This window comes from Rummeliibacillus pycnus (assembly GCF_050459865.1).
Classification (GTDB): Bacteria; Bacillota; Bacilli; order Bacillales_A; family Planococcaceae; genus Rummeliibacillus; species Rummeliibacillus pycnus_B.
Map to the genome: position 1 here is coordinate 1 of NZ_JBCMNM010000066.1, position 11,979 is coordinate 11,979.

Here is an 11,979-nt window from a genome sequence, read left to right on the forward strand (position 1 = left end):
GGGGTCTCACCTGTCTCGCTTTCCCGCAGGAGTCTACGCTAATTCCACATCAACAAAGATAGCTATACAAGATTTTTATTATAAATTTTCATATTTTTAAGATGATTTGTTTGGATATGCAATTCCTAAAATAGTAGAATCATTCCATTTGAAATTACTTATGAAATGTTTAGGCTCATATATTTCTATTTCTTTAATACAGTCTTCTCGTTTTTCATTTAAATGTAAAAGGTGATGCGTATAAACATTGTTTCTTTTTGTTAAAAAAGCGATAGTTTGTCTACTTTTGCCTTCGAATTTTTCGGCTTTTTTCCATTGAAAAACGTGTAATACGCTAACAAGATCACCATATACGTTTTTAGCGTTTTCAAGGTGTTTAACAAAATAATCTACCATTTTTTCGGTTTTCTGTAGTTTGTTTTTCTGTCTTATAGAGTCTTCTAACAGAGTTGCTTGGTAATAAGAATGTTGTTGTTGTTTTCTTACCGTCTCTCTGTCTATAAATGAGTTCCATTTCAACTAAATTTTTAATCCAGTTATCAATAGTTCTTGTTTTTGTACCAAAGAATTCAGCAATGCTATTTACACTATGCCAGCTATGGCCTTCTTTGTTGCTCGCGTGGAATGCGAAATAAAGATAAAGTCTAAGAGGCCCTCATTCACCAGCCCTTAAAGAATTTAAAGGGAATGCTAATTTTTTAAATAAAGGGAATTTTTAAACTATTACAGAATTTATTCTTATAACATCTAAATTTGATTTTCTAAGGAGGGAGGAATGAATGAAGAAAATATTTTTATTTCTTTTCATTTGTGTATTTTTAGTTGGTTATCAACAAAGCACAGACCAAGATACTACGAAGAATTCGAACATAAAATCAGAAGTTGCTTTTGTCCCCGACATAGAAATGGGATTAACATTAAAAGAAGCACTTGAAATGGCCCATAAAGAAGCAATTAAATGGAATAAAGAAGCGATGTTATATAGTGGAACTAGTGTTGACAAGGATAAAGCGCCAACAGGAATGGACGGCAGAAGAAAAAATTGGAACATCGAATTTGGTATACCAGGTAAAACAGACTATTATCTAGTAACTATCCGAGACGGAAAGGTACTAGATAAAGTGCATGTGCCTAATGGCATGGAAGCTATGCCTAAAAGTCAATTTATTTCTAAGGTTGAAGATTTTAAGTATGATACACCTGAATTACTAAAAGTGGCACTAAAAACCACCAAAATATATCCAGGGGACACTTTTGCTAAGGGATATAATTTTGGTTTCACTAAACACCTGAAAAAAAACGTTCCAATTGTGCAGGTTATCGGTTGGGATAAGGCCAAGAAAAATATGATCTATTTAATGTTCAACGCAGTAACAGGAAAGCTAGAAGATAATTTTGAAAGAGAACAATATAAAAACTAAAAGGGGTTGGGCAGCAACTGTTTAATCACTCGGCACCATCGATCACCATGAAATACATAGGGGTGACCGAAGATGAAGTCGATGCAACAATGGAGGATTTTTCTTTGTGAAACCAAGTAAGACGAAATTATATTAAAAAGATGATCTTCAAGAGATCATCTTTTTAATATAAATGTTCCCATTTTTATTTTGGAAAAATTTAACCGCAGATTTTTATTGTTGCAGCTGTACAACCTAGGGCACCAATCAAACCACAGACTGTAGCTAAACTAAATCCACCAATACCTGTAGTTATTCCTAGAGCAATTGCTAAAGCCCAACAAGCGGCACCCCCGCCAGCACCACATAATGCGCCTACAGCCCATTCACACCACCCCAAAGTTGAGATAGTATTTTTTTTCATTTCTTTGACAGCTTGGTCATAAAAATCATCTTGTGAGATGACATTACCATCCTTATTTATAATTTCACCTTTCTCATTAATATCCATTGAGAATGCCTTTTCATTATTAACTATCATACTGATGTTGATCAAATTATCGGATTTTTTGTATCCATACAATAATTTAGAAGTATTAACTACTTCTTTTTCTATATCATATACTAATTCAACATAAGCTAGATTATCCGATTGGATTTTCTCCCCAATTATAAAGCCAACCGTAGCTACTTCGTGACCATTAGTATCTGTATCTGTAGTATTAATAACTATATCTTTATCTTTTAATTTATTAATAACTGTTGTCTTAGCAAATTCCTTATATTCTTTGGTTTTTTTAACGTCTTTTAAAATATTTTTAAATTCTTTGTCACTTACGTTAGAAGTAGGAGTCTCTAAGCACTTTCCGTCACAATATTTTTCTCCTGCTGCAATTGCATTTGATACATTGAAAATAGGCATACAAACTAGTAAAAAAGCAAATAAGATGAGAAAACGTTGTTTAACTTTTTTAGACATATGAACACACCTTTCAATATATGATTTTGTTTTGCAAAAAATAGGAACAATTATATTATATATTCATTAACCGATAATGTATAATATAACCAAATAAAGATATTTAAAGGAGGTTCTATTTATGCTGAATATAAAAATGCTTGTAGGGATAGTGTTAGGTATATTAGTTGGCTTTTTTATAGCATTTTATTTCACTGGAAATTCAATAAATTGGAGTATATTAATCGGATTGTTAGTTGGAATAATAATAATGTTCTTCTTTACAAGTAGAAAAAAGACGTCAAGTTAGAAGATGGTTTGGAGAACATAGCTACTGATTATTTATTTACAGCAAAAAGCACCTTCTGGTGTAACAGAAGGTGCTTTTTGCCTTCAATGAGGAGATTGAAGCACAGTCCTTGGAAAACCGGTCTGTAGCGGAACATCCAAATCTGAATCTGGAAAAGTTATTTACATTTTTCTTTTAGTTGATGAATTAATATCAAAAAATAAAAGTTCCAAAAAACAATTCGTTTTTTTGGAACTTTTCAATCAATCCACTATTCATGTAAATAATTTTCTACACCTTTTGCAATGGAACTTGTTAATTTTTCTAAGTATTTTTTATCCGAGAGATTTTGATCATCTTGTGGGTTGGTGATATAACCTAATTCCAATAATATAACAGGTACTTTTGACCAGTTAAATCCTGATAAATCTGCTCGATAACTTATCCCATTTTGATAGAGAGGAAACTCTTTCCCAACATGTTGTACAATCGTTTTGGATGCCTTCTGGCTTTCTTTAAATACTCCTTTTGTGTATGGATTATTATTAGAAGGTGTTATTATAGAAAATCCTTTTGCATTAGGATTTTCTGCGCCATCCGCATGTACTCGGATGAATAACTCTGAATGATTTTTGTTCGCTATTTTAGCGCGATCACGATTGGATAGATCGACGTCATTTGAGTTCCGAGTCAAGACTACTTGATAACCTTTTTTCTTTAAATCTTTTTGGAGCATTTTAGAAAATTCTAATGTAATAGCGTATTCTGGTTTTTTCGTAACAACTCCCAATGAACCAACGGTAGCTTTATACTTAGTTTCCGATGATCCCGGTGCAACTGGTTCCTGCTCAATATTTGCACGCTGTTGATGGCCAGGGTCAATAGTGATAACTATTTTTTTAGTTTTCTGCTCCTTATTGGTGTTTTTTGGAGTATTTTCTTTCGTATTTTTCTTTGTAGCTGTTCCTATCACGCTGTTTTGATTTTTTTGCTTTTTGCTAGCTATTTCATTGGTAGAATCAATCGTATTCAAATGGTTTCTATCACTATTATTTAATAGTCCTTGATTTGTTTGATGATTGACTATCAAAATAACACTTGAGACAAAGAGCGTCATAATAATTAATGATAGTGTCAATTTTTTCATCTACATCGCCTCAATTCGTTGTTACTTATAACTATAGCAAACAAGCCTAGCTTTGGTCGCTAGGCTTTTTGACATATTCTAAAATTATACATTAACAATATCTATAACACGAACGAATTGGGCGCGTGAATGTGGATAACCTGCTTTGTCAATTTTAACTTTCACTATATTACCAATCATATCCTCAGTACCTTCGAATACAATTTTCAAATAGTTAGCAGTATAGCCAGTAAGTAAGCCAGCTTCTTCGCCTTCTTTAATCACTTCTTCTGGAATTACTTCTAGAACTTGATCTTCAAATTTCGAAGCATACTCTTTCGCAAGTTGATCATTTAAAGTTAATAAACGATGCACACGTTCATTTTTTACTTCTTCGTCAACTTGATCTTCCATACGAGCTGCAGGAGTTCCTGTTCGTTTTGAGAATGGGAATACATGTAGTTCTGCAAATTTATGTTTCGCAATAAAGTTATAAGTTTCCATAAATTCTTCTTCAGTTTCACCTGGGAAACCAACGATTACGTCAGATGTTACAGCAAGATCAGGTAACACTTCGCGTAAACGATCTAAACGTTCACCGAAGAATTCCATTGTATATTTACGACGCATACGTTTTAAAACGGTGTCAGAACCAGATTGAATTGGAATGTGTAAGTGATTTACTACAACTTTAGAGTCACGTAACACTTCAATAACTTCATCAGTTAATTGACTTGCTTCAATCGAACTAATGCGTAGACGTTTTAGACCTTTTACATTAGTTTCAATATCACGAAGAAGTTGTGCTAAGTTATAATCTTTTAAGTCTTGTCCATAACCACCAGTATGGATCCCAGTTAAAACGATTTCTAAATACCCAGCATCAACAAGTTGTTGCGCTTGGTGAACAACTTCTTTTGGGTCACGTGAACGCATTAGCCCACGTGCCCATGGGATAATACAAAAAGTACAGAAGTTATTACAACCTTCTTGAATTTTCAATGAAGCCCGTGTACGGTCTGTGAAGTATGGTACATCTAACTCTTCATATACTCTATTTTTCATGATATTTTTTACTGCATTAATTGGTTGACGTTCTTGCTTATATTGTTCAATGTACCCAAGCATCTTTTGACGATCTTGTGTACCAACAACAATATCAACACCAGGGATTGCCATAATTTCTGCGGGAGAAGTTTGGGCATAACATCCTGTAACACAAATTACTGAATCTGGGTTTTGACGAATCGCACGACGAATGACTTGGCGACTTTTTTTATCACCTGTATTCGTAACAGTACATGTATTAATGACATATACATCTGCTTGATGATCAAATTCTTTACGTTCATAACCTTCATCTTTAAACAGTTGCCAAATTGCTTCTGTTTCATAGTGATTCACTTTACATCCAAGTGTGTGAAAAGCCACTGAAGACAAGGCTGCTCACCTCTTTCATTCAAATTCATAAGAAATAGCAGAAAGCACATAGAAAGGTGCTGTTTCCGCTCGTAATATTCTAGGTCCTAGCGATATACACTGACATCCTAATTGTTTAAGAGCTTTTGCCTCTTCGCGATCGATTCCGCCTTCTGGCCCGAAGATGACAAGCATTGATTTATAATCATACACCTTTTTTAGTTGTTCAGCAAATCTTGTACGTACTTCTTGTTTGGCATCTTCTTCATCCGCTAGGAAGACAACATCATAGTTTTCCACTTCTTGTAAGAGTTTTTTGAAACTAATAGGCTCTTCAATAGTTGGGATATGTGTACGATGTGACTGTTCCGCAGCTTCTTTAGCAATTTTTTGCAAACGTTCTTGTTTCTTTTTACCTTTTTTATAGTCCCATTTTACAATCGAACGTTCTGCTTCAAAAGGAATAAATGAGTGCATCCCTAATTCGGTTGATTTTTGGACGATTAATTCTAATTTATCACCTTTTGGTAATCCACATGCGATCGTTACATCGATTGGAAGCTCAGAAGATGGTAGCGTACATTTTGTTTTTTGCACATGTACGCCCTCATCTGTAAGTTTTGCAATTTCACAAATAGTCGCTTCCCCATTATGTACGACGATAATTTCATCGCCGGAACGCATACGCATGACTTTCGAAATATGGTGAGCATCATCTCCGCTGATGATGGCTAATTCATTGTCGAATGATTCATTGATAAAATATCGTTGCATGAGTACACTCCATTAGTTTAGGCTTTACGAGAGATTATTGTTACCCAGTCTTCCATCATCATTACTTCATCAATAATGAAACCTGCACTTTCAAGAGATGCTTTAACATCCTCTTTTTTTGCTTCAATAATTCCTGAAGTGATAAAATATCCACCTGGTTTAACAACAGTATAAGCATCATCCGTAAAAGTCATAATGATTTCCGCTAATATATTCGCTACAACAATATCAGCAGGCTCTTTTACCGAATCAAGTAAGTTTCCTTGAACAACTTCAATATGATCTTGAACTTTGTTAAGTTTTACATTTATTTTTGCCGATTGTACTGCTACTTCATCCAGATCAAGTGCATGAACATGTTTTGCTCCAAGCATAGCAGCTCCAATAGCTAATACACCTGAACCAGTACCTACATCAGTGACAGTAGAATCTTTTGTTACATATTTTTCTAATGCTTGTAAACTCATAACAGTTGTGGGATGCGTTCCAGTACCAAATGCCATTCCTGGATCTAACTCAATGATTAGTTCATCACTATCAACTGGATTGTATATTTCCCATGTTGGGACGATAGTAAAACGGTTAGAAATCTTCACTGGATGGTAGTATTTTTTCCATGCAGTAGACCATTCTTCTTCGTTTATTTCACTAATAGATACTTCATTGGCCCCAATATTAATATCGAAATTAATAAGATTAGTGATTGCAAGTTTAATTTCTTCTACTGTTTCACCTAAAAAGCTTGTGACAGGTAAATAGGCTTTTACTATTACACCATCTATTGGGAAATCTATTGGATCTAATTCGTAAATTTCACCGAATACATTTTCTCTTATTTTGAATAGATCTTCTGAATCTTCAATAACGACTCCACTTGCTCCTGCCTCATGCAAAATATTTGAGATAGGTTCTACAGCTTCGTTTGTTGTATGGATGGATAACTCCGACCATTTCACTTGCAATCACTCCTCTAATTATTCACCTTTAAATTTTTTCTTTAATTTGTCTATTAATGAACTACTTTGTTCTTCTGGGATATCACCAGAGATACTAGCAAATTCTCGTAATAATTCTTTTTGTTTTTCAGTCAATTTTTTAGGTGTTTTGATTTGAACGATGACATGTTGGTCACCATTACCATAACCATGGACGTTTTTAACCCCTTTAGCCTTCAAGCGGAAACGTTCACCTGATTGCGTACCTGCCGGGATTTTCATTTTTACTTTACCATGAATTGTTGGTACTTCAATTTCATCACCTAAAGCAGCTTGTGGGAATGTAATTGGTAATTCTAAATAGATATCATCACCATCTCGTTCAAATTGTTCACTTGCTCGAACATGGAATACGATATATAAGTCACCAGATGGACCTCCGTTTACACCAGCTTCACCTTGACCACTTAAGCGTAATTGTTGACCATCATCTACACCTGCTGGGATATTGACTTTGATTTTTTTACGTTTCTTAATTGTGCCTGCACCATGACATGTTGAACATTTTTCTTTAATAATTTGCCCAGTTCCTTGACAATGATTACATGTGCGACGGTTAACCATTTGACCAAATGGTGTATTAATTGTTTCAGACGTTTGACCTGAACCATTACAGTATGAACATGTTTCTTTAGATGTACCTGGTTTTGCACCATTACCATGACAAGTATCACATGTTTCTTCACGTGGAATTTCAATTTCTTTTTCTTTACCGAACACTGCTTCTTCAAAACTAATCGTCATTCGGTATTGAAGATCATCACCTTTGCGAGGGGCATTTGGATCGCGACGAGTTCTACCGCCACCACCAAAGAATGAACTAAAGATATCCTCAAATCCACCGAAACCTTCAGCGCCTCCGAAGCCACCGAAGCCTTGATTTGGATCTTGATGACCAAATTGGTCGTAACGAGCACGTTTTTGGTCGTCACTTAACACTTCGTATGCCTCAGCGATTTCTTTAAATTTTTCTTCTGCTCCTGGTTCTTTGTTTAAATCAGGATGGTATTTTTTTGATAGCTTTCGATATGCTTTTTTGATTTCGTCTTGAGATGCTGATTTTTCAATCCCCAAGACTTCATAATAATCGCGTTTTTCCATCTTCCACACTCCGCTCTTTTCACATAATTTATATTGTATCATGTATCGATAATATGGCAAAAGTAATATTTTGCGAGTAGTCTTTTCTTTAAATTCTATCTTGTTTGAGGCTGTTTTTAGTTCTAATCAAACGCCATCCTCTTTTTATAAAGGCTTTGTGTAACATTACTATTAATATTACATCAGTTTTGATAGAGGTCGGTCGCCTTTAACGATTCCCTAGGTGAGATGTATTAAAAAAATCAAAAATATCATCTATCAGTGTATTAATATAAAAAGCCAAAGCCCGAGAGCGGTCTTTGGCTTTTTATTATTTCTCGATAACGATGGATATCTGACTTTAGTTACAGATAACTGTTACGACACGATATCGCTTATTTGCCTATCTTCTAAAACCAGGCGCGTTCAGCAGTATTATTTATCGTTAACTTCTGTGAAATCTGCGTCAACTACACCATCGTCTTTTTTGCCTGTAGCTTGACCTTCTGCACCAGCTTGAGCTTGTTGTGCTTCAGCAGCTTGTTGGTAAACTTTCATCACTAATGGTTGAAGAATACCTTCAAGTTTTTCTTTAGCTGATTTAATGCCTTCGATTTCACCAGCTTCAAGAGCTTTTTGTAATTCTTCTTTTGCATCAGTTACTGATTTCTTTTCATCTTCAGTAATTTGTTCGCCTAAATCAGTGATTGTTTTGTCTACTTGGAAGACTAATTGATCTGCTTCGTTTTTAAGATCAACTTCTTCTTTACGTTTTTTATCAGCTTCAGCATTTGCTTCCGCTTCTTTTACCATACGATCGATATCATCTTCAGATAAACCTGAATCAGATTGGATTGTAATGTTTTGTTCTTTTTGAGTACCTAGGTCTTTTGCTTTTACGTTAACGATACCATTCTTATCAATATCGAATGTTACTTCGATTTGAGGGATACCACGTGGTGCAGCAGGGATATCTGTTAATTGGAAACGACCTAAAGTTTTGTTGTCAGCAGCCATTGAACGTTCACCTTGTAGTACGTGAATGTCTACAGCAGGTTGGTTATCTGCAGCTGTTGAGAATACTTGTGATTTAGATGTTGGGATAGTAGTGTTACGATCGATTAACTTTGTGAACACGCCACCCATAGTTTCAATACCTAGTGATAATGGAGTTACGTCAAGAAGTACTACGTCTTTAACGTCACCAGTAAGTACGCCACCTTGTACAGCAGCACCCATTGCTACTACTTCATCAGGGTTAACACCTTTATGTGGTTCTTTACCAGTTGCTTTTTTAACAGCTTCTTGTACAGCTGGAATACGAGTTGAACCACCCACTAAGATAACTTGGTCAATTTCAGAAGCTGATAGACCTGCATCAGATAGAGCTTGACGAGTTGGTACCATAGTGCGTTCTACTAAATCAGCTGTGATTTCGTTGAATTTAGCACGAGAAAGTGATACTTCTAAGTGTAATGGACCAGCTTCACCTGCAGTAATAAATGGTAATGAGATTTGTGCAGTTGTTACACCAGATAATTCTTTTTTCGCTTTTTCAGCTGCATCTTTTAAACGTTGTAATGCCATTTTATCTTGTGATAAATCGATGCCATTTTCTTTTTTGAATTCTGCTACTAAATAATCGATAATTTTTTGGTCAAAGTCATCGCCACCAAGACGGTTATCACCAGCAGTTGCAAGTACTTCAAATACGCCATCACCTAGTTCAAGAATAGATACGTCGAATGTACCACCACCAAGGTCAAATACTAATACTTTTTGATCTTGATCCATTTTTTCTAAACCATATGCTAGAGCTGCAGCAGTTGGTTCGTTGATAATACGTTCAACTTCAAGACCTGCGATTTTACCAGCATCTTTAGTAGCTTGACGTTCTGCATCGTTGAAATAAGCAGGAACAGTAATAACTGCTTTTGTTACTTTTTCTCCAAGGTAATCTTCAGCATATTCTTTTAAGTGTGTAAGAATCATTGCTGAAACTTCTTGTGGAGTATATTCTTTATCTTCAACTTTTACTTTATAGTCAGTACCCATATGACGTTTAATAGAAATAATTGTATTTGGGTTTGTAATTGATTGACGTTTAGCCACTTCACCAACTTGACGTTCGCCATTTTTAAATGCTACAACAGATGGAGTTGTACGAGCACCTTCTTTGTTTGCGATTACTACTGGTTCGCCACCTTCTAATACAGATACGCAAGAGTTAGTTGTACCTAAGTCAATACCAATAATTTTACTCATTTCATTTTCCTCCTAGATTTCACTCATCATTTTATGATGTGTTTTATTCATTAACTTTAACCATTGCTGGTCGTAGTACACGATCTTTAAGCATATAACCTTTTTGCAATTCTTGTAAGACAATTCCAGCTTCTTTTGTTTCATCATTTTCTTGCATTACAGCATGATGAATATTTGGATCAAAAGAAGCATCCTCTGTTGCAATAGGTTCTAAGCCTTCATTTTTTGTTGCTTCTATTAATGAACGGTATACCATTTCGATTCCTTGTTTCATCGACTTAGCATCTTCCGTTGTTGCCTCAACTTGTAATGCACGTTCAAAATTATCTAATACAGGAAGTAATTCTGTTAGTAATTTTTGTGCACGATATTTTTCTTGTGCTACACGGTCAATTTGATTGCGACGTTTTAAATTGTCAAAATCAGCGCGTAGACGTATAAAACGTTCTTCCTCATTTTCTAGCTTTTCTTTTAATAGCGCTAGTTCGTCTCGATCATCTTCTTTTTCGATTTCTTCAACTGTTTCTTCATTTTCAGTTGTTTCTTCTACCGACGTATCTTCGATAGTTTCTTCATTTTCAACTAATTGTTCTTTTTCTTCTTTTGATTGAGACAATTGTCATCCTCCTCTAATGTCGGTCTCTACTTATTTCGTTTTGTAAATTGGCTTGATAAACCATTACTCATGAAATCTAATATAGAAACTACTCGTTTGTAATCCATTCGAGTAGGACCGATGATAGCAATAGATCCTTTTTGCTCTTCACCAACTGAATAAGATGCCGTAATAACGCTGCAATCTTCCATTGCTATATGGTGGTTTTCAGAGCCTATTCGGATATGAATTCCCGATTCATGTAATGGAAAAATCGATTGAATTTGACTCGTTTTCTCCATTAATTCCATAAGCATCCGAACTTTGTTTAAGTCATGAAATTCTGGTTGGTTAAGCATATTCGTCTTACCACCATAGAATATTTTACCTTCTCCTTGATACCTATTGATATCAAAGATTGACGAAAGTAAACCATCAAAAGTGCCTAAATGCTGTTTAATCACTGCCGTTGCCTCTTGCTCAAGCTTTCTATGAAGCTGCTCAAGCGGAACCCCTACAAGTCGTTCATTTAAAATATTAACAACTTTCTCAATATCCGATGGTGAAAAATTCCTAGGAATAGAGATTAGGCGATTTTCAACATGGCCGTTATCTGTAACGATAATAGCCACGGCTGAGTCAGCTGTTAAAGCAACAATTGAAAATTGTTTAACTTTATGAAGCTGAACATCTGGACCCAAAATAATGGAAGTGTAAGTGGTCAAATCCGATAAAATATCAGCAGATTGACGAATAACCTGTTCCGTCTCCATCATCCGATCTTGGAATACGGATTGGATGGTTTTGATATCTTGAGTAGTAATAACTTGAGGCTTTAACAAATGATCTACATAAAATCGATAGCCTTTTTCTGAAGGTACTCTTCCTGAAGAAGTATGGGTTTTTTCTAGGAAACCCAATTCCTCTAGATCGGCCATTTCATTTCGAATTGTAGCTGCACTAAAGGTCATGCCTTCCTTCTTCGCAATTTGGCGAGATCCCACAGGTTGTGCTGTCGCTATGAAGTCATCTATGATTACTTGCAAAATTTGCAACTGTCGATTTGTTAGCATGATCA

The 11,979-nt window shown here is 35.2% G+C and carries 11 protein-coding genes; 1 reads left to right on the forward strand and 10 read right to left on the reverse strand.

Annotation, left to right across the window (positions count from 1 at the left end; all coding sequences use genetic code 11):
- Positions 1–96 precede the first annotated feature (96 nt).
- On the reverse strand, positions 97–519 hold the full coding sequence (locus ABE048_RS13680; RefSeq protein ID WP_430311816.1) for a hypothetical protein: 423 nt from the start codon (positions 517–519) through the stop codon (positions 97–99).
- A 260-nt stretch (positions 520–779) separates the two neighbouring features.
- Between ABE048_RS13680 and ABE048_RS13685 the strand changes: the two genes are divergently transcribed.
- The gene (locus tag ABE048_RS13685; RefSeq protein WP_430311817.1) at positions 780–1,421 is read left to right on the forward strand and encodes a hypothetical protein; all 642 of its coding nucleotides are present in this window, start codon (positions 780–782) and stop codon (positions 1,419–1,421) included.
- Between the two features lie 199 nt (positions 1,422–1,620).
- Here ABE048_RS13685 and ABE048_RS13690 read toward each other — a convergent pair whose 3' ends face one another.
- From ABE048_RS13690 to hrcA, 9 genes are all read right to left on the reverse strand, one after another.
- A complete protein-coding gene (locus ABE048_RS13690; RefSeq protein WP_430311818.1) occupies positions 1,621–2,379 on the reverse strand; it encodes a halocin C8 precursor-like protein in 759 nt (252 codons plus the stop codon).
- 539 nt (positions 2,380–2,918) lie between these two features.
- Entirely contained in the window at positions 2,919–3,794 is an 876-nt protein-coding gene (locus tag ABE048_RS13695) for an N-acetylmuramoyl-L-alanine amidase family protein (RefSeq protein ID WP_430311819.1), read from the reverse strand.
- A gap of 84 nt (positions 3,795–3,878) precedes the next feature.
- Positions 3,879–5,213: a tRNA (N(6)-L-threonylcarbamoyladenosine(37)-C(2))-methylthiotransferase MtaB gene (gene mtaB / locus ABE048_RS13700; RefSeq protein ID WP_430311820.1), complete on the reverse strand. Its 1,335-nt coding sequence runs from the start codon at positions 5,211–5,213 to the stop codon at positions 3,879–3,881.
- Between the two features lie 15 nt (positions 5,214–5,228).
- On the reverse strand, positions 5,229–5,966 hold the full coding sequence (locus ABE048_RS13705; protein WP_430311821.1) for a 16S rRNA (uracil(1498)-N(3))-methyltransferase: 738 nt from the start codon (positions 5,964–5,966) through the stop codon (positions 5,229–5,231).
- 17 nt (positions 5,967–5,983) lie between these two features.
- Positions 5,984–6,922, reverse strand: coding sequence for a 50S ribosomal protein L11 methyltransferase (gene prmA, locus ABE048_RS13710; protein WP_430311822.1), 939 nt, complete (start codon positions 6,920–6,922; stop codon positions 5,984–5,986).
- An 18-nt stretch (positions 6,923–6,940) separates the two neighbouring features.
- Complete coding sequence (gene dnaJ, locus ABE048_RS13715) at positions 6,941–8,062, reverse strand: molecular chaperone DnaJ (protein ID WP_430311823.1); 1,122 nt, start codon at positions 8,060–8,062, stop codon at positions 6,941–6,943.
- A gap of 414 nt (positions 8,063–8,476) precedes the next feature.
- On the reverse strand, positions 8,477–10,306 hold the full coding sequence (gene dnaK, locus ABE048_RS13720) for a molecular chaperone DnaK (protein WP_430311824.1): 1,830 nt from the start codon (positions 10,304–10,306) through the stop codon (positions 8,477–8,479).
- A 43-nt stretch (positions 10,307–10,349) separates the two neighbouring features.
- Positions 10,350–10,922 (reverse strand): nucleotide exchange factor GrpE, encoded by a 573-nt coding sequence (grpE, locus tag ABE048_RS13725; protein WP_430311825.1) that lies wholly within the window; start codon positions 10,920–10,922, stop codon positions 10,350–10,352.
- 26 nt (positions 10,923–10,948) lie between these two features.
- Complete coding sequence (gene hrcA, locus ABE048_RS13730) at positions 10,949–11,974, reverse strand: heat-inducible transcriptional repressor HrcA (RefSeq protein WP_430311826.1); 1,026 nt, start codon at positions 11,972–11,974, stop codon at positions 10,949–10,951.
- Positions 11,975–11,979: the final 5 nt, after the last annotated feature.

Excerpts from the sequence above, each read along its gene's own strand:
- ABE048_RS13685 (WP_430311817.1), top strand. The coding sequence starts at position 780 with ATGAAGAAAATATTTTTATTTCTTTTCATTTGTGTATTTTTAGTTGGT.
- ABE048_RS13705 (WP_430311821.1), bottom strand. The coding sequence starts at position 5,966 with ATGCAACGATATTTTATCAATGAATCATTCGACAATGAATTAGCCATC.
- dnaK (WP_430311824.1), bottom strand. The coding sequence starts at position 10,306 with ATGAGTAAAATTATTGGTATTGACTTAGGTACAACTAACTCTTGCGTA.
- ABE048_RS13690 (WP_430311818.1), bottom strand. The coding sequence starts at position 2,379 with ATGTCTAAAAAAGTTAAACAACGTTTTCTCATCTTATTTGCTTTTTTA.
- dnaJ (WP_430311823.1), bottom strand. The coding sequence starts at position 8,062 with ATGGAAAAACGCGATTATTATGAAGTCTTGGGGATTGAAAAATCAGCA.
- ABE048_RS13695 (WP_430311819.1), bottom strand. The coding sequence starts at position 3,794 with ATGAAAAAATTGACACTATCATTAATTATTATGACGCTCTTTGTCTCA.
- hrcA (WP_430311826.1), bottom strand. The coding sequence starts at position 11,974 with ATGCTAACAAATCGACAGTTGCAAATTTTGCAAGTAATCATAGATGAC.